This window comes from Sorangiineae bacterium MSr12523, from assembly GCA_037157775.1.
GTDB lineage: Bacteria > Myxococcota_A > Polyangia > Polyangiales > Polyangiaceae > Pendulispora > Pendulispora brunnea.
Genome location: CP089982.1, coordinates 3,286,139 through 3,303,578 on the forward strand (window position 1 = coordinate 3,286,139; position 17,440 = coordinate 3,303,578).

Genomic DNA, 17,440 nt, shown 5'->3' on the forward strand with positions numbered 1-17,440 from the left:
TACAGCGCATGAACATCGGAATCATCGGAGCAACGGGAAACATCGGGCAGCGCATCGCGGCCGAGGCTCTTCGCCGCGGGCATCGCATCACGGCCATCACGCGGGACGCATCGAATTTCCGCGATCAGCCGAAGACGACGTGGAAGGTGGCCGACGTGCTCGATGCCGCCAGCATCGGGCGGGTGCTGGAGGACCTCGATGTGCTGGTGAGCACCTTCCAGCCCGGCAACGGCGCACGCGATCTCGGGGACGTGATCCAGCGCTCCATCGCGAATCCGGGCATGTACGCCCAGGCGGCGACGGCCATGCTGGACGCCATTGCGGCGAGCCCGCGCCCATCGCTGCGCCTCATCGTGGTCGGCGGGGCCGGAAGCTTGGAGCGCCGACCGGGGTTGGCATCGGTCGACTCGCCCGACATCGGGGAGCGTCTGGACGAAATCGGAATTCCACGCGAATACGAAGTTGCCGTCCGCGGACATCGGGACGCACTGAACGTGCTGCGCCTGTCCAATCGCAATTGGACGTACTTCAGTCCAGCCGAGCAGATCGGCCCGGGAGAACGAACCGGGCGATTTCGCCTCGGAGAGAACCAGCCGGTGCTCGACGCCGACGGGAAAAGCCGCGTCTCCTACGAAGACTTCGCCGTAGCGTTGATCGACGAAGTGGAAATTCCCAAATACATCCAACGACGTTTCACGATTGGCTACTAAGTCGAGCACGACCTAACTCCGAGAAAGAGTCGAACCGCCAAGACGCCAAGAACGCCAATTTTTTATAACGAATCTTGGCGGCCTTGGCGTCTTGGCGGTTTCCACTTCGCTTCGAGGTCGATTCAGAACGAGACGGTGAAGCCGAGGCTGACCGGCGTGTCGTAGCGATTGGATACCGTATAGAAAGGAAGATCGAGGCGAGAGATGGCGGCGACGCGGAAACGGTCTTTTCGGAAGACTTCGATGCCCAGTTCCACGTAGGCGGAGGGGCCGGTTTCGGTGGCGACGTCGCGGCGGGCGAGCCATGACCAGCCGAGGCCGGCCCCGAGCAAAGGACTCATGCTGCCGGGAAAGGGGTAATAGCGGGGACCGAAATAGAGCGAGGTGAATTGCGCCTCGCTCGCATCGCTCGAGGGGAAGGCGGAGCGGCCGCCCCCACCGATGGCAAAGTGCCGCATGTGGTAGCGCAAGGACGCGTCGAACCCGAAGGCGAACCCCTTCATATTGGGCGAAACGCCGTAGGCACCGACGGCGAGGCGCACCGGACTCCAGCGCTTTTTCCCCGGCGCCGCCTCGTTCACGAGCTGCACGTCGTCACGCGCCACCGGCGCCGCACGTTCGCCGGGATCTTGCGCCAAGGCCACGAGAAGCGAAGAAAAGAGCCATGTCATGGCCACCATGCACCGCAACGCTCATGCCACGTATTGCGTACGGCATTTTGCGGCGGCGTGGCATCCGGACCTCAGTCAGTGTGCTCGTGGCGCACGCTCTCGAGGCCGCGCTGTGGTGCGTGGGAAACGCCGCGAGGCTCAGCGCGGGGTGGCGGGGGCCTGGCCCAATGGCACGTTGTAACAGAAGACCACTTGCCAGCGACCGTCGCGGCGAGCAAACACCTCGGTGACGCCCGTGGAGGTGACCACCTCCTGCGAGTCGACGCGCAGGCACGTATGGGTGACGCCCGTCACGATGCCGGTGTCGCCGAAGACACGCGCCTCGAAGCCGACGCCCTCGTTGGAGACGACGATGGCCGGCGGCGAGCGCACCCAGTCCAGAAAAGCCTCTCGATCGACATCGGCCTCCCCGACGGTGCGCACGATGAACTCCGGCGCCAAGAAAGCTTCCAGCAAAGCGGGTTCGGTGTTTCGAAAGGCGATGAGTCCGAGCTGCACGATTTCGAGCAGTTGGGCGACGTCGTCGTTCTTCATGGGTCTCCTCGGGAAGCCGCCATAACGTACAAGTTGGATGCTACCATCCCGCAGCCATGTCGTTTCGCTGTTTTGCCCTCTTGTCCGGAGCCTTGCTCGTCGCGTGCCATGCAAATCAGGAGTCGCCGCATGGTGCAGGTCAGGAAACGGCCCACGAGGTCCGAGACGCCGAGGCCACGTGCCCTCCCATCGCGCTGAGTGCATCGCTCGAGGATGTGATCCGCGCGGTCGTGTCGAACATGGCCTCGAAGGCCGGTGCCGATTCCGGCGCGTACGTCGTTCCGAGTCCCAGCGTTCGCGATGCCTTCGCGGCCGCCCTGGTTTCGACGTTGTCGGGCGACACGCATAAAGCGTGCAGTTTACCCGCATCGTACCGTTCCTTTTCGCTCCACGACGGGCCGGAGGACATTCTCCTCGTGGCCGAGCTCGACTCCTCCGGGCACCCCGCGCCGCAGTCGTTCTGGGGCACCTATGCCTCGAGGCGATCCGCGCCCGGAACGCGTGCCTTGATCGTCGAGGCGCCGCATCCCCTGTTCGACACGAACACACCGTACGAATCGCGCGCGGTCTTCTCCGAGGCGCGTGCCGAGTGGTTTCTCATGGCGGGTGCGCATCGATGCGCCAACGAGGGCAGTGCCGGCTGCGATGGCACGACCACGGCCTGCGGTGGCGGCTCGGCCCCGTACCGCGAATCGGACACGGCGCACGCGACCACGTCACCGTTTTTTGCCATTCACGCCGAGCTATCCAAGAGCACGGATGCGCCCTTCCTCCAATTGCATGGCAACGCACAGAGCTGCCCCGATGCCTTGATCAGCGATGCATCGGGCAGCTACTCCGATGCCGGCGTGACCGCGCGTCTTGCCGCAGCCATCGAGGCGAGGGGACCCTCGGTGGGCCGCTGCGGCCTGGATTTCCCGAAGAGCGGTTGCAGCCTTTGCGGGACGGACAATGTCGAAGCGCGGATGACCGCCGGTTCGAGCCAGGCCTGCACGGAGAAGGGCACCCAGTACGGCCGCCTCGTTCACCTCGAACAGCGCCCCAGCTTGCGGCAGATCCCCGATGGCGGGACGCGCGGCTACCAGCCCGTCGTCGATGCCGTCATTTCGACGTTTCCGCCCCGATAAAATCGGCGAGCCCCGATTCTCGAACCTGCGGAAGGCAGAGGCAACCGCCAAAACGCCAAGGACGCCAAGAGAAATTCCATGTGCTGAGCGTCCAGGAACGCTCTTCACAAGCTCTTCAGGTCTTGGCGCTCTTGGCGTCTTGGCGGTTCTCTTCTTTCTGTTCGAGAATCGCGCCCGGTGAGTTGGGCGGCGATTCGGTCCAGGGCACCGAATGCGAATACACGAGCTGCCACCGGCCGTCGCGGCGTACGAATACCTCCGTGAAGCCGTCGGCATCGATGACATCGCCGGCTTCGGTGCGCATGTGCGAGCGGCGGATGCCCGTCACCACGCCGGTGTCGCCGAAGACGCGCACGTCGAAGGACTCGCCCTCCATGGAAACGATGGTCCCTCGGGACGAACGCAACCAATCGATGAACTCCGCGCGCGTCATGTTGGGCATGCCCGGGACGCGAATGACGAATTCGGGGGCCAAGATCGCCTCGAGCAGCGCAGGCTCGGAGTTGCGCGCGGCGATGATGCCCAGACGCATCATCTCGAGGAGTCGTTCGTGGTCGTCGCTCATGCCTTCGCCCGTTTCTTCGCTGGTTTCTTCAAGGATTTCTTGGGCGCCTTTTTAGGCCCTTTTTTCGCACGCGGCGGTGGCGTTTCCTCCTCGGAGAGCCAGCCGTAGCGCTCGAGGTCGATGGTACCATCTCGGTTGAAGCGCACCCCTTCCTTTTCGAGAATGGTGCGCTGCAGACCCGGATGTTCCCCATCCGTCGAAATGCCGCCGCGTCCGTTCACCACGCGCTGCCACGGAATGGCCCCATCGGGCGCCGCCCGAATCGCCCATCCGACGCCCACCGGCGTGAGGCGCCGATCGATCATCTGCGAGACCTGACCATAGGTGATGACCTTGCCACGCGGAATGCGTTGAAGGATCTCCCAAACCCGTTCGAAGGGCGGCGTCTCTTTGGCTGGCTTCTTCGGCATCGACCTGGATGCTTACCACGAGGTGCCTTGACAATGTCAAGGCGCGCCCCGCGCCATTCAAAGACGGTTCTTCTCCAGCATCGCCGAGACCACTTCCCGGTGCGCGCGGGTGGTGAAGCAGTTCGGCTCCGCGAACTCCTCGGCGAGGATGGCGTGGGGCCAAGCCATGTCCGCCGAGCCGCGGAGCAATGGCTTCATCATGCGCACCACGTGCTCGGGCAGCGCGGCGATTTTGCGCACCCACGCGAAGGCGGCTTCCTCGAGCGCCTCGGGCGCATGCACCGCATTGGCCAGCCCGAGGCGCACGGCATCGTCGCCGCCCAGCGGTTCCCCCGAGACGAAAAGCTCGAACGCGCGCGCATGCCCGAGACGCCGTGTCACGAGCCAGCTCATTCCCACCTCCGGAACGAGCCCGATGCGTCCGAATGCCGGCACCAGCCGCGCACGCGACGAGACGAGAACGAGATCGCAGGCGAGTGCGAACGACAGCCCGACGCCGGCCGCGGCCCCATCGACTGCCGCGATGAACGGCTTGTCCGATTGCGCGATGAGCCGCACGATGCCACCGAACTGCGTGCGAATCCATCGCCAGAGCGCGGTCGCGCCATCGTTCGAATCGAGCAGCGGCCATGCGGTATCGCGCATCAAGCGAAGATCGCCCCCCGCGGAAAAGGCACCCCCCGCGCCCGTGAGCACGATGGTTCGAACCGCCGGGTTGCCCACGAGCCGTTCGAGCTCGTCGCGCAATCGCACCGTGAGAGGGCCCGACAGCGCATTGAGTCGGGATGGATCGCTCATGCGCACGACGGCACACCCTTCGAAGGGATATGCGACGTTCACGAGATCGGCCCCGGCCGCGCGAAAGTCCTCGATCATGGCATCGTAATGGCTCATCGCAGTGTTCATTTGGTCTCCTCCGTGGATCGTTTTCGCACCGACGCCCATGCGGCGTCGGCGAGCAGCACGCGGGCCCGTGCCATGTCCGTCTTCGATTGCCCCTCCAGCCATTGGCGCGCGTACGCCGCTGCGGGCCCGATGATCAGCGCCGTGAAGACGTCCATGGGAAACTTCTCCAACTCGCCCTTGGCCACGAAGCCGCGCGCGATCTCGCGAACCATGGCGAAGCTCTCGGCATTGGCCTGCGCGATCTCCGCTTCTACGGCGGCAATGGCCTCGGTGCGGCGTGCGTCGAAGAGAAAACGCGCCGACGGCGGATCGGTCTCCACCCATTCGAGGTAATGCTCGACGATGCCGCGGATGAACGCGCGCGCCGTGCGGTGCCGTTTCACGCGCCATGCGAGATCGCGCTGGTAGCGAAGGAGCCGATCGACGTAGAGCGCGCCGAGGATCGCGTCCTTGCTCGCGAAGAAGTGGTACACGCTGCCGGTGGTGGCGCCTGCGCGCTCGCGGATGTCCGCGATGGTGGTCGCTCCGATGCCGCGTTCGACGAAGCAGGCGAGGGCCGCGTCGAGAATCTCGGATCGCCTGTCACGGCCAGCGCCCATGACTAGAACAGTGTTCTAGAATATCGTTCTAGTCAAGGCACCCCAGTCCGTCTCGTTCGAGGTTGCGACGGCGTGGCACACGCGTCGTCGTGGCTGCTTGCGCGAATCGCGGGGGCTGGCCTTCGCCTTCGCCAGAGGCACCGCGAGCCTTCGGGGCACGCGCGTTGCTGCACCTTGGGCATGACGCAAGAGAACCAAGACACAAGGCAGTCTGATCTGGGCTTCGACCGCGTGCGCGCGCACACCGCCCCGATGGTGAACGTGCGCATCGATCGACAAACCGACGGCGCGCTTCGTCAGGCGCGCTCGAGCCGCGAGCACGCCACCGCGCGCCTCGCCGAGCTCGATCGCGAATGGGACATCGACCGCGCCCTCATGGCCTTCGCCGGCACCGTCGGAGGCGCCGCCTTCCTCGCGGGGCTCTTCAGGAATCGCAAATGGTTCCTCCTGGTCGGCCCCCAACTCGCGTTCCTGATCGCCCACGCCGCCATCGGCTGGTGCCCTCCCGTCGCCCTTTTCCGTCGGCTCGGCTTCCGCACCCGCCAAGAAATCGACTCCGAACGCCAGGCCCTCCACGCCGCCCCCTCATTGCCTGCGTAATGCCTGGGCCGGCCGGGCTCGTTACCTCGATTTCAGCGTCAAAACGGCCATCATGGATGGCTCTGGCCAGGGGAGGGTGAGGAAGGTAGACTGGTAAGCTGAGCCTGCCCTGATGAAAAGTCGCATCTTCTTCCTCGCCCTCGTTGCCACCATCATCGGAATCTTCCTATTGGCGTTGCACCAGAGGAGGTTCGAGGCTTCGTCGTCCGGTGGGGAGAAGGTGAAGCTGCTCATCGCGTCCAAGCAGCTCGAGCGCGGCACCGTCCTCGTCGATGACATGCTCGCGGTGAAAGAGGTGCCCATGGCCTATGTCGAGGACCGGGCCATCAAGGAGGCAGAGCGCGGCAAGATCATCGGTCTGCGCGTCATCAACTTGATGCGCGAGAACGAGGCCCTGATGTGGACCGATCTGACATCGGGTGAGGAGCAGCAGCCGCTCAGCAATGCGATCCAGCCGGGTAGCCGCGCGCTGACCATCCGCACCTCACGGGAGGATTCGAATGCGCCGCTGATTCGCCCCGGCGACTACGTCGACGTTCTCAGCGTCATGCCGGATGGCCGCCCCGAGAAGGGCGGGCAGGGCGAGAGCCGTTCGTCCGTCGTGCTTTTGCAGCGCGTCCTCGTGCTCGCGTCGGGGTTGAACATCTCGACCCAGGACGTGATGGACCCGGCGGGCACCAACGTGAACCTCGACAAGGCGGAGAGCACGTTGCTCACCTTGAGCGTCACCTTGCAGGAGGCGCAGATACTGACGCTGGCCGCGGAGCGCGGTCACCTGTCGGTCGTGGTACGGGCCAAAGGGGATTCGCGCACGGTTTCGAACATCAGCGAGGTTCCCTCCGACGAGCTTTGGGACGTGAAGCTTCGCACCGCGCGGGCGATGCGCCCCAGCGTTTTCCAAGGCCCGATCCCGCCGTCGCGGAATTAGCGGTATGCCCGAGTGCCTCGTCAACGGCGTGCGCCTCCATTACGAGGAGCACGGCCAGCGCCAGGAAGGGCGGGCGCCCATTCTGTGCATTCATGGCATGTCCTCCTCGGGCCTCGTGTGGGGACCTTCGGTGGCCAAGGTGGCTGCCCTGGGGCGGACCATCGTGTACGACCGACGTGGTTGCACGCGCAGTGAGCGCCCGGAGCCGTACACGACGAGCATCGCGCAGCAGGCCGACGATGCGGCGGCATTGCTTCGTGCGCTCGATGCGTCGCCGGCGGTGGTCATCGGGCGAAGCTACGGTGGCGAGGTGGCGCTGGCCTTGGCGCTGCGCCATCCGGAAACGGTGCGCGCGTTGGTCTTACTCGAGGCGGGGCTGGTCAACCTCGTTCCGGAGGCGAAGGCCTGGGCGGATGGTGTCCTGGCGCGCGTGCTCGCCGCCGCCGAACGCGAGCCCTCCGATGCCGCGAAGGCGCTCGTGCACGAGATCCTCGGCGAGGGCGGCTGGGAGAAGCTGCCCGCGCCGCTGCAAAGCATGTTCACGGGCAACAGCCCCGCGGTGGTGGCGGAGATGCGCGGTGGCTTCCTCGAGGCCGAGCCCGAGGAGCTGGCCAAGCTCGGCATCCCGGTGCTCCTGGTCGCATCGGCCGAATCGCCGCCGGCGTTCCGTCAAGTGGTGGCTGCGATGGGCGCCGCCATCCCCAACGCGCGCACGGCCTTGGTGCCAGGCGGGCACTTGATCGACTTGGCGGAGCCGGCCGTCCTCGAGCTCGTGGCAACCGCGATTCAGGGAACCTCGACTCAGGCACCGAATCGGTAGCCGAGGTAGCCCGCCCAGAGGCTCGGGTGGCGAAGCACGCCCGCGAGCATGTCGACCCGGTCGAAATAGACGATGCGCTCCTTGGCCAATCCGCCCTCGAGGTGGAATCGGTCGACCGCCGGAATGCAAATGGGGCGGCTCCCCACCGGCACCGTGAGCTCGTGCTCGATGAAGAGGAGCCGGTCGTCGCCGTGCGCGCTTTTCACGATGCTGTGCAAGCCGGGCACCCAGGCCAAGAGCTTCCGATTTTCGCGCAGCACGCTTTCGAGACCCCGCAGGGGCGGGCGGTGCGGCTGATAGAGGACCACGTCTTCATGGAGCAACCCGGCGAGGCCCTCGGGGGTGGGCTTGCTCCAAGCTGTGGCGAATCGTTCGACGAAATCGTGCGGCATCCTGCGCCTCCTCCGGCGTCTCGGTTTAGTTCTTTCGCGCAATTCGTGCACTTACCTCCGAGGTCATGGCTTTTTGGCCCATTTTGAAATTCGGCATCCCGCCGTGAAATTAAGCGGGGACCCCCGGCGAAAGGGGAATGCTCGAGCACGCGACCAACGTGCGCGCCTGCGCGGGCTGACCTCTCAAGGAGACCGAGATGAATAGATGGCTCTGGACCATGACGGTTGCCGGAACGATGAGTACTGCGCTCGCATGCGCAGGTGGGGAGACCGTGACGGCAGCGCCCGCGAAAGCGGGTGGATCGCCGGCGGGAGCCCCGGTGACCGTTTCGAGCGCGAGTGGCGACTTTCACTTCGAGAAAGCGATCATTCCGCCCAAGTCGCTCGAAATCAAAGGCATCAATGGCAATTTGAGAATCTTGGGAACGACGTCGGGCACCGCGGAGGTGCGCGGCACGAAGCGCGCAGGCCGTGGAGACGTGGCGAGCCAACGGGTGGTTGCCACGGAGCATTCGGGCGGCGTGGTGATTTGCACGCTGTTTGCCAATCAGCCCGATGACGATTGCAAACCAGGTGATGAAGGCCGCATCGGCCATAAAGGCGACGAGGGCAAAGACGATGGCGATTTGGCCATCGACTTCGAGGTGCGCGTTCCCGCCGGTGTCTCGTTGAATGCGCGCACGATGAATGGGAACATCGACGCGAAGGACATGCGCAGCTCGCTGCGTGTTCTCACCATGAACGGGAACCTCGACGTGGCCACCACGGGCCGTCTCGTGGCCAAAACGATGAACGGTCGCATCGTGGCACCGCTTTCCGGCTCGCTCACGGTCCCCGTCCAACTCGAAACGATGAACGGCTCGATCGAGCTCCGCGCCCCCGACGATGCCAGCTTCGAACTCGCGGCCTCCACGATGAGCGGCCATATCCGTTCGGACTTCCCCATCCCACCGCCCGCAGGACCGCCCGGCATCCCCGAGTCCATTTCCGCCAAAATCGGCCGCGGCGGCGCCCGGGTGGCCCTCAAAACGATGAACGGCGACATCAACGTCAAGCGCTCGAATTAGTATTGCGTTTTATTACGCAACATCGTCGTCGATGGGCCGACGCGGTTTGAAACCTTTTGAGAAAGCGATTGGCGCTTGAATTGCAGCCAATTGGATTGAAACGCACGATCGCAGCGTGCGTCTCCGCATCCTTACGCTTTCTCGAAAGGTGAAAATATGAAATCCATGGTGATGCTGTCCTGCCTGTGCCTTGCCCTTGGCACAGGTTGCGCCTCGAGCGAAGAAACGTCGGCCCCGTCTCACCAACCCGTCGAGGATGCGACGGTTTGGACGCCGACGAGCGCGAGCCTCGAGCTTCATTCCGTGCGCTTCTTGGAGCGCCCGAACCTCGAAAGCAAACTGAATCGAAGCGATCTCACATCGGTGCAGCTGGAGGCGCTCGCGAAGCTTCGCATCATCGAAACGCCAACGTCTGGGCCGGTTCCGGATGCGGGAAGTTACTTGCTTCGCGTCGTCGATGAAGATGGTTCCGTTCGCGACTACTTGGCCGCCGGAAGCAACGACGTACCAGAGGTGAAGTTCGGCGTGACGAACTATCGGACCATCGACATCGAGTCCTTGGCACCGTTCGTCGCGACCCTCGAGTAGCCACTGTCCCCACTGTCCCTTTCCCTTGCCGCAGCAAGGGAAAGGGACGAGGATCGGCGCATGCTGAGCAAACACTTCATCGTGCGCCGCGATGGTTGGACCGAACACAGGATCGTCACGGAGGAGCGTGTTCCGCTGGCATCGGGGACGGTCGAGCTCGAGATTGATCGGTTCGGGCTCACCACGAACAACGCGACCTATGCCGCATTGGGCGATTCGTTCTCGTATTGGAACTTCTTCCCGCGGCGTGAGGCGGGGTGGGGGTGCGTTCCGGTTTGGGGCTTCGCCTCGGTGTCCCGATCCGAGCATCCAGACATTGCGATCGGGCAGCGCTTCTACGGATACTTCCCGATGTCCACGCACCTGGTCGTGCAGCCGCGTCGGGTCGACGGCTCGGGTTTTCTCGATGGTGCCGAGCACCGGCGCCCGTTGAGCAATGTGTACAACCAGTATTTGCTGACGACGGCCGACCCAACGTACCGCGCCGACACGGAGCCGCAGCAGGTCATCTTGCGACCGCTCTTTGCGACTTCGTTCTTTCTCACCGACTTCCTCCAGGCCGAGAGCTTCTTCGGCGCCGAACAACTCGTCTTCTCCAGCGCATCGTCCAAGACCGCGTACGGTACGGCGTTTCTGCTGTCGCGCCAGCGCGCGTGCGAGCTCGTTGCCTTGACGGCGCGGCGGAACATCGACTTCGTCACACGACTCGGCATTTACGATCGCGTGATGGCCTACGAAGAGTTGGCCGCGCTTCCAGCGTCGCGCAAAGCCGTGTACATCGACTTTGCCGGGAGCCGAGCCACGCGCGCCGCCGTGCATCGGCACTTTGGCGATGCGCTCCGGCACAGCAGCGCCATTGGAGCCACGCATGCCACCGAGCTCCAAACGAAGGGCGAGCCCATTCCAGGCCCGCCGCCCACGTTGTTCTTCGCGCCGGCACGGGTCAAGCAGCGCGCGGAGGAATGGACGCCCGCCGTCATGCATCAACGGGTTGCCGAGGCGTGGAATGCCTTTTTGGTTCCCATTCTCGATCCGGCGAGCGGCTGGCTGCGCATCGAATCGGGGCGCGGCGAAGAAGCGGTGAAGCAGCACTACGACGCGATCGTGCGCGGCGAAAGTGCACCCGAGGAAGGCCGCGTCGTCTCGCTCATGCCGTAGCCAGGCGCTGCGCTCGGCCGATGCGAAGGACGAGACCGGAGGCGGCGAGGCAGATGACCCCGGCCACGACCCATGCGGGTGTGTACGTCGAGAGCGAGGTGCGGACGACGCCCGCGCCCAACGCACCCGCGCCCGCGCCGATTTGATGGGCCGCGACCACCCAGCCGAAGACGATGGGCCCATCGGCCGCACCCACCGTTTGCGTCGTGAGGCGAACGGTGGGCGGCACGGTCGCGATCCAATCGAGCCCGTAGAAGACCGCGAAAAGCGGGAGTCCGAAAAGTGACATTTCGAAGGCCGCCGGCAAATAAAGGAGCGCGAGCCCGCGCAATCCGTAATACCAAAAGAGCAACCAGCGGCTGTCGAAGCGATCCGTGAGCCAGCCGCTCATGGTGGTGCCCACCAAATCGAACACCGCCATGACCCCGAGCAGGCCGGCGGCGCGCACCTCGGGGATGCCGTGGTCCATGCATGCAGGCACGAGGTGCGTACCCACGAGGCCATTGGTGGTCGCGCCGCAGATGAAGAAACTGCCCGCGAGGAGCCAGAAATCGCGATGCTTCGAAGCGCGGCGCAGCGCGCCGATGGCGTTGGCCAGCGGATTCACGTGCGCGGCCTCGTGCTCCTCGGCATCGGGCGCAGCGCCGTAGGGACGTGCGCCCACGTCGGAAGGGCGATCGCGCACCAAAAGAGCAGCCAGCGGAATGACCAATGCGATGGCCGTCGCCACCGACAGCGAAACGGTTCGCCAGCCATGGCGCGCAACGAGAACGGCGAGCAGCGGTAAAAAGAGAAGCTGTCCCGTGGCCGTGCTCGCGGTGAGCATGCCCATCACGAGTCCGCGCCGTGCGACGAACCAGCGATGCACCACGGTGGCACCGAGCACCATCGCGGTGGTGCCCGTTCCGAGTCCCACGAGCACGCCCCAAAATGCCACGAGCTGCCACGGCGCATGCATTTGCGTGGTGAGCAGCACCCCGGCTGCAATGAAGACCAGCGAAACCAGCGTGGTCCGCCGGATGCCGAACGACTGCATGATCGCGGCGGCGAACGGCCCCACCAGCCCGTAAAGAACGAGGTTCACCGATACGGCCGACGATACGAGTGCCCGGCTCCAGCCGAACTCGCGCTCCAGCGGAACGATGAGAACACTCGGTGTGGCGCGTACCCCCGCCGCGCACAAAAGCACCACGAAAATGACGGCGGCCACGACCCACGCGTAGTGAATTCGCGGCGTTCTTGACGGCAAAAACGACATGGATAGAATTGTTGTATGACCAGTCGTTCAAAAAATGTCAAGGCACGCTCCCCGCGCGGTCGTCCGCCGAAGCTCGGCACGCGCGAGCGCCTTCTCTCCGCGGGCCTCGAAGCGATGCACGCGCGCGGCTACCACGCGACGGGCATCGCCGACGTGGTCGAGCGCATCGAGGTTCCGAAGGGCACGTTTTACAATCACTTCGAGAGCAAAGAGGCCTTTGGCGCGGCGGTCACCGACGCGTTTTTCTCCGGCGTACTCGGGGCGCTCGAGCCCTTCGTCGAGGACGAATCGCGCTCGCCGCTCGAGCGCCTGCGCGCCTACTTCGATGCGCGCATCGCCGTGCAACAGGGCCGCGGCTACGTGAAAGGCTGCCTGCTCGGCAACTTTGGTCTGGAATGCACCGATGAGAGCGAGCTCATTCGCGAACGCCTACGCGCACACTTCGACGTATGGGCCGCCCGCATCGCTGCCTGCCTGGCCGAGGCGCAAGAATGCGGGCAGCTCCGCCGCGATGTCTCTCCCGATCGCCTTGCCCGATTTCTCATTACAGGGTGGGAGGGCGCCCTTCTGGCGATGCGCGTAGAAAAGAACGCAGCACCGCTCGTCGAGTTCGTGGAGAACGCCTTTAACCTCGTTCTGCTGCCGCCATCGCGAGAAGCTCTGTGAAGAATTGTTGACCGACCCTCCGCAGGGACGGGGTTGGTGTTAAATCACCGGCATCGATGCTGGACTGGTTTTTCTGCTCGTCTGCCCTTGCCGCGCTCGCGGTCGTCATCCTGGCTGCGTGGTTGCGCGGGCGCTTCTACGCCATCTTCGTCGGGGTGCTTCTGACGATTCACACCTTGGTGTCGTCGGCACTCGCGCCATCGTTCGGTGAGCTGCTACCGCTGTATGCGTATTTCCAGCTTACCGTGTACGCGCACTTCGCGTTTCTCACGCGGCCGAACATGCGGCCGGTCTGGTACCGCGCCTTGGTGAGCCTGCCGGCGTCGTTCTTTGCCGCAGGGACGATGCTCGCGCTTCCATGGGCCGTTTTTGCCGCCTTCGGCGTGCGCCCCTATGGCTTTTTCATCCCGTATGCGGTTGCCGCGATTGGCCTCGTGCAGAGCCTCGTGCATCGCTTCGAGGAAGTCGACGTGGCGCTGGACGATGCCTCCGCGCCGGCGCTCGCGCGTTGGTCGCGTGGCGCGGCGCGTGAGCAGGGCTCTCGCCCGCTGCGCATCGTCCAGATCACCGATCCGCACCTGGGCCCCTTCATGTCCGAGGCGCGCCTTCACGATATTGCGAAGCGCGCCGTTGCCGCCGATCCGGATCTCGTGCTCCTCACGGGCGACTTTCTCACCATGGAATCGCACGAGGCGCGCACCGTTCTTGCGCGCGCGCTCGCTCCCCTCACGTCCCTTCCACCCGGCCGCGTGTTCGCGTGCCGGGGCAATCACGATCTCGAGGCGCCCGACACGGTGGAGGGCGCTTTGCAGGACATCGGTGCAAGGCTGCTCATCGATGAATCGGCGGTCGTCGATACGCCGGCGGGGCCGGTTCAAATCCTGGGCATCGATTTTCACTTCCGCGATCGCGCAGCACGCACGCGGGCCGCGTGCGAGAGTCACCCGCGCATCCCAGGGCATCTCCGTCTCGTGCTTTTGCACGATCCGGGGGCGTTCAAGCATCTACCCGACGGTGAGGCTGACCTCGTGCTCTCGGGTCATACCCACGGCGGCCAGCTCGGGCTGCTCACCTTCGGCCTGCCCCACACGTTCGTGAGCGCCTTCACCGATATCCCGGACCATGGGCTCTGGGCTCTCGGACGAAATCGCCTCTACGTGCACCGTGGCACCGGCCACTACGGCTTCCCGCTCCGGGTTGGTGTTCCCGGTGAAGAAAGCCTTCTGCGCATCCACCGCCCCGCGGCCACCGGCTAGCGGCGCGCGCAATCCGTCCGATACGACGGCGAGGAGATGCTGCCGTGCGTCGGCGTCACCGCCGCGCCGATCCATGGCGACGAAGACGCCGCTCACCAGCGCGAAGACGTCGGCAATGCAGACGTCCGTCCGGACATTGCCCGATTGCTGGGCCCGTTCCAGAAGGCCGCCCATGGCCTGCCTCAGCTCCTTCGTGGCCTCGGTCAGGTCGTGGCTCAGATCGACGCCCGAGCGTGCCAGCGCATCGACGAAGTCCTTCTTCGTCCCGTCCACGATTCTGGCAAGGAACGCGAAGAACGCGTCGCCCGGTTCCGCCGACGCCACCAGGGCACGCGCCGCTTCGACCATGCCCTCCATGCGGCGGCGCACGATGGCTTCGAACAGCGCCTCCTTCGTCGGGAAGTGCCGATAGAGCGTTCCCACGCCGAGCCCCGCCCGACGCGCAATCTCGTCGATGGGAACGGCGATCCCCTCTGCAGCGAACACGGTCTCTGCCACCTCCAGGACCATCTGTCGATTGCGCTGCGCATCCGCGCGAAGCGGTCTTTTCGTATTCATTGGATGAGTGGAACCTTCACTCCGTATGTTTAGGTTGAGGTTACCGGTGTCATTGTTCAGCTTGTAGGAATGGAGGTCTCTCATGACGACAATCCCCCAGTGGACGCCTCAGGAAACAAGACTTTCCCTATTGGCGAACCTGAATGAAATTGGTGTTCGCGCCGGAACCTCCCGGCGTCGTATTGCAATTTAAGCGTCGCGCCCGCTGGTATCGAAACAGTGGCGGTCTTCGTGGTGTTGGTGCCCACGTACGAACCGAATTCGTTCTTCGTGCAATAGCGAATGTCCAACGTATTGCCGGCGACTACGTTGGCGACCGGAAGCGACGAACGCTGTCGCAGATTGACCACTTGGGCCAAATTCGACGCGGCATCGTCCGACTCGGTATTGCCATTCACCAACGTCGCCTCTTCGCATTCGTGCTTCGCCGTGTCGGGCGGAGGCGAGCCCGGAATGCCCAGGTTGGACGAGGTGCCGGATAGGCATTGGATACTTTGATTGGCCGTTCCTGGAATGTTCGTATACGTCCGACTGCTCAGCGGCTTCGTCGTGCGCCCGAAGGCGTACACGGTATTGATCGTGGCGTTGTCCGACACGCATCGGATGCGCAATTCGTGGTTGCCCCAAGGAGTGACTACTCGTGCGCCATTCAATTCGGCCGCCGCGTGTTCGTTGTTGCGTGTTGGCGTGCCGTCGAAGGATTGGAACGGGGCGTTGCCGTGAGCTTCGGACGCGATCGGGTACACGAGCGCGGAGCCGAAGTGGTCGAGCGAGATGACGTCGATGCGGTTGATGTACGGATTGACGAGCCCGGCCGAAAAGGCGATCTGCCCGAAGCTGTCCGCGCCGGAAAGCTGCATGGTGCGGCCGTCGTTGCTCCACACCATCGCACCCATGCGTCCGTTGCCGACGGTGAGATCGTAATCCGGATTCGTGTTCGCCTTGGCGTAGACGTTCAGAGCGCCCGTGTCGAAGGCGTGTGTCGTAGCTGCTAGTGCGTGCTTGCTGTCACTTTGCGCGGCGGGGTCGGCGGCCGTGCCTTCATGGGCGCGGGCCTCGGCGGGACAGCCGAGGATCAATATGAATGCAGGCAGCAAACATCGGCGAAGCCTGGACTTCATGGGCGACTCCCCTACGCATTTTTAATGACACGCGTCATTGTATGCGGTTGCTAGGGCGCGAGCAACGGCTTTGCCATGTTTCATCCAAGCCGGAACTTACCAGCGTTTATCGCGTTTCCTCGTTACGAAATGACAAATTGATCACATTTGTCAAAACGTAATATTTGTTCCGCATGAAAATTGGTACGCCATCTACGATGCTGACGCGCAAACGCGCGGCCCTCGTCGCATTGCGAGGGTCGCGCGTGGCGATGCAAAGCGCTTTATTTTCAGTGCGGCGATCGTTGCGCGCTCCATTGGGGCGCTGCGTCGTCCTTTGCAGGGGAGCCCGACGCTCCGCGATCCTCGCGACCGAAAAGCCAGAGGGTGGCGGATGCCGCAAAAGTGAGGAGACCGCCGAGCACGAGAGCGCCCGATACGGAGAATCCGTCCACGATGCGGCCGCCGAGCAATGCACCCGATGCGATGGCAATTTGAAACGTAGAAACCAGCAGCGCCGAGCCGCTTTCGAAGTCCGCGGGAGCAGCCTTGTACATCCATGCTTGCACGACGATGGGCACGGCACCGAAGGCCAGCCCCCAGAGCGTGGCAAGGACCGTGGCCGCGGTGCGGTTGCCGCCGAGTGCGGGTGAAAGCACCAACACGATGCCCAGCAAGAGGGCCGTCACGGCGTAGGCGCCACGCACGCTTCGGCCCGAGGCGAACTCGCCGAAGAAGGTGCCGAAGAAGCCGGCCGCGCCGTAGGCGAAGAGGACAGCGGTGATCATCTTCTCGTCCATCACCGGGACCTGCTGCAGAAACGGCTTCAAGTACGTATAGGCGGCAAAGTGCCCGCCGGCCGTGAACAGCACCGCCACGAGACCCACGCGCGCATTGCGCACGCGCAGGAGCCCGAGCAATTGTCCGGCGCGGATGGCCTGCGTCGCCGGCAGCCGCGGCAAAAGGAGAATCTGCGCGAGGAGAACCAACGCCGCGAGGCCCGCGGTGGCGCCGAACACGACGCGCCACCCGGAGATGGAACCGAGCAACGTCGCGGCAGGGACGCCGCACACGGTGGCGAGCGAAACGCCCACCGCGATGATGGATGTGGCGCGTCCACCCGATTCTTCCGGGACCAAGCGCCGGCCCAAGGCCATGGCAAAGGTCCAGAAGCCGCCGATGCAAATACCCACCAGCACGCGGCCGGCGAGGAGAACGGGAAAGTTCGGCGCGAGCGCCGCGATGACATTGGAGGCGATGAGCAGAATCGTCAGCGCCCAGAGAATGAGCCGGCGATCGAGTTTGCCCGCAGCGAGGATCCAGGCGGGCGCGGCAAAGGTGGCGACGATGCCGGGGGTGGTGACCATCAGGCCTGCGGTGCCGTCGGAGATGTGCAGGCTTTTGGCGATGTCGGTGAGAAGGCCAATGGGAAGAAATTCGGTGGTGACCATCGCGAAGGTGCCAACCGCGATCGAGGCCACCGCCAACCATGACTGCAGAACGGAACGAGGCTCCATGTTCGGTAGG

20 protein-coding genes and 1 pseudogene are annotated in these 17,440 nt (G+C 64.4%); 10 read left to right on the forward strand and 11 right to left on the reverse strand.

Going from position 1 to position 17,440, the window contains the following annotated elements; genetic code table 11:
- Nucleotides 1-8 precede the first annotated feature (8 nt).
- On the forward strand, nucleotides 9-710 hold the full coding sequence (locus LZC95_13400; GenBank protein WXA97825.1) for an NAD(P)H-binding protein: 702 nt from the start codon (nucleotides 9-11) through the stop codon (nucleotides 708-710).
- 122 nt (nucleotides 711-832) lie between these two features.
- Here the strand turns inward: LZC95_13400 and LZC95_13405 are convergent, their stop codons facing one another.
- Complete coding sequence (locus tag LZC95_13405) at nucleotides 833-1,381, reverse strand: hypothetical protein (protein WXA97826.1); 549 nt, start codon at nucleotides 1,379-1,381, stop codon at nucleotides 833-835.
- 138 nt (nucleotides 1,382-1,519) lie between these two features.
- Complete coding sequence (locus tag LZC95_13410) at nucleotides 1,520-1,915, reverse strand: nuclear transport factor 2 family protein (protein ID WXA97827.1); 396 nt, start codon at nucleotides 1,913-1,915, stop codon at nucleotides 1,520-1,522.
- Between the two features lie 56 nt (nucleotides 1,916-1,971).
- On the opposite strand from LZC95_13410, the gene LZC95_13415 reads away from it, so the two are divergent.
- Nucleotides 1,972-3,042, forward strand: a complete 1,071-nt coding sequence (locus tag LZC95_13415) for a hypothetical protein (GenBank protein WXA97828.1) — start codon at nucleotides 1,972-1,974, stop codon at nucleotides 3,040-3,042.
- Nucleotides 3,043-3,157: 115 nt separating this feature from the next.
- Here LZC95_13415 and LZC95_13420 read toward each other — a convergent pair whose 3' ends face one another.
- From LZC95_13420 to LZC95_13435, 4 genes are read right to left on the reverse strand one after another with little or no spacing between them, the layout of a single operon-like run.
- Nucleotides 3,158-3,607, reverse strand: a complete 450-nt coding sequence (locus LZC95_13420; GenBank protein ID WXA97829.1) for a nuclear transport factor 2 family protein — start codon at nucleotides 3,605-3,607, stop codon at nucleotides 3,158-3,160.
- Nucleotides 3,604-4,017: an MGMT family protein gene (locus LZC95_13425; GenBank protein ID WXA97830.1), complete on the reverse strand. Its 414-nt coding sequence runs from the start codon at nucleotides 4,015-4,017 to the stop codon at nucleotides 3,604-3,606. The genes LZC95_13420 and LZC95_13425 overlap by 4 nt, the downstream gene beginning before the upstream one ends.
- Before the next feature lie 57 nt (nucleotides 4,018-4,074).
- A complete protein-coding gene (locus LZC95_13430; protein WXA97831.1) occupies nucleotides 4,075-4,923 on the reverse strand; it encodes an enoyl-CoA hydratase-related protein in 849 nt (282 codons plus the stop codon).
- The gene (locus LZC95_13435) at nucleotides 4,920-5,522 is read right to left on the reverse strand and encodes a TetR/AcrR family transcriptional regulator (protein WXA97832.1); all 603 of its coding nucleotides are present in this window, start codon (nucleotides 5,520-5,522) and stop codon (nucleotides 4,920-4,922) included. The genes LZC95_13430 and LZC95_13435 overlap by 4 nt, the downstream gene beginning before the upstream one ends.
- Nucleotides 5,523-5,594: 72 nt before the next feature.
- Here LZC95_13435 and LZC95_13440 point away from each other — a divergent pair, with 72 nt between their 5' ends.
- The 3 genes from LZC95_13440 (at nucleotide 5,595) to LZC95_13450 (ending at nucleotide 7,870) form a co-directional block, all read left to right on the forward strand.
- Nucleotides 5,595-6,122 carry a DUF2892 domain-containing protein gene (locus tag LZC95_13440; protein ID WXA97833.1) on the forward strand — a complete coding sequence of 176 codons (528 nt, stop codon included), beginning with the start codon at nucleotides 5,595-5,597 and terminating at the stop codon, nucleotides 6,120-6,122.
- 112 nt (nucleotides 6,123-6,234) lie between these two features.
- Nucleotides 6,235-7,050 (forward strand): Flp pilus assembly protein CpaB, encoded by an 816-nt coding sequence (gene cpaB / locus LZC95_13445; protein WXA97834.1) that lies wholly within the window; start codon nucleotides 6,235-6,237, stop codon nucleotides 7,048-7,050.
- Between the two features lie 4 nt (nucleotides 7,051-7,054).
- The gene (locus LZC95_13450; GenBank protein WXA97835.1) at nucleotides 7,055-7,870 is read left to right on the forward strand and encodes an alpha/beta hydrolase; all 816 of its coding nucleotides are present in this window, start codon (nucleotides 7,055-7,057) and stop codon (nucleotides 7,868-7,870) included.
- On the opposite strand, the gene LZC95_13455 is transcribed toward LZC95_13450, so the two are convergent.
- Nucleotides 7,852-8,262, reverse strand: a complete 411-nt coding sequence (locus tag LZC95_13455) for a nuclear transport factor 2 family protein (protein ID WXA97836.1) — start codon at nucleotides 8,260-8,262, stop codon at nucleotides 7,852-7,854. The genes LZC95_13450 and LZC95_13455 overlap by 19 nt on opposite strands.
- A gap of 197 nt (nucleotides 8,263-8,459) precedes the next feature.
- On the opposite strand from LZC95_13455, the gene LZC95_13460 reads away from it, so the two are divergent.
- The 3 genes from LZC95_13460 (at nucleotide 8,460) to LZC95_13470 (ending at nucleotide 11,075) form a co-directional block, all read left to right on the forward strand.
- Entirely contained in the window at nucleotides 8,460-9,329 is an 870-nt protein-coding gene (locus LZC95_13460) for a DUF4097 domain-containing protein (protein ID WXA97837.1), read from the forward strand.
- A gap of 156 nt (nucleotides 9,330-9,485) precedes the next feature.
- Nucleotides 9,486-9,917, forward strand: coding sequence for a hypothetical protein (locus LZC95_13465; protein ID WXA97838.1), 432 nt, complete (start codon nucleotides 9,486-9,488; stop codon nucleotides 9,915-9,917).
- Between the two features lie 60 nt (nucleotides 9,918-9,977).
- Nucleotides 9,978-11,075 (forward strand): DUF2855 family protein, encoded by a 1,098-nt coding sequence (locus LZC95_13470; protein WXA97839.1) that lies wholly within the window; start codon nucleotides 9,978-9,980, stop codon nucleotides 11,073-11,075.
- Here the strand turns inward: LZC95_13470 and LZC95_13475 are convergent.
- Nucleotides 11,065-12,285 (reverse strand): MFS transporter, encoded by a 1,221-nt coding sequence (locus LZC95_13475; GenBank protein WXA97840.1) that lies wholly within the window; start codon nucleotides 12,283-12,285, stop codon nucleotides 11,065-11,067. The two genes, LZC95_13470 and LZC95_13475, sit on opposite strands and share 11 nt — an antisense overlap.
- A gap of 63 nt (nucleotides 12,286-12,348) precedes the next feature.
- Here LZC95_13475 and LZC95_13480 point away from each other — a divergent pair, with 63 nt between their 5' ends.
- Complete coding sequence (locus LZC95_13480) at nucleotides 12,349-12,999, forward strand: TetR/AcrR family transcriptional regulator (protein ID WXA97841.1); 651 nt, start codon at nucleotides 12,349-12,351, stop codon at nucleotides 12,997-12,999.
- Between the two features lie 56 nt (nucleotides 13,000-13,055).
- Nucleotides 13,056-14,255, forward strand: coding sequence for a metallophosphoesterase (locus LZC95_13485; protein ID WXA97842.1), 1,200 nt, complete (start codon nucleotides 13,056-13,058; stop codon nucleotides 14,253-14,255).
- Between the two features lie 429 nt (nucleotides 14,256-14,684).
- On the opposite strand, the pseudogene LZC95_13490 reads toward LZC95_13485, so the two are convergent.
- From LZC95_13490 to LZC95_13500, 3 genes and pseudogenes are all read right to left on the reverse strand, one after another.
- A pseudogene (locus LZC95_13490) lies at nucleotides 14,685-14,765 on the reverse strand (hypothetical protein).
- 128 nt (nucleotides 14,766-14,893) lie between these two features.
- Nucleotides 14,894-15,934, reverse strand: coding sequence for a hypothetical protein (locus LZC95_13495; protein WXA97843.1), 1,041 nt, complete (start codon nucleotides 15,932-15,934; stop codon nucleotides 14,894-14,896).
- Nucleotides 15,935-16,203: 269 nt separating this feature from the next.
- Entirely contained in the window at nucleotides 16,204-17,430 is a 1,227-nt protein-coding gene (locus LZC95_13500; protein ID WXA97844.1) for an MFS transporter, read from the reverse strand.
- Nucleotides 17,431-17,440 lie beyond the last annotated feature (10 nt).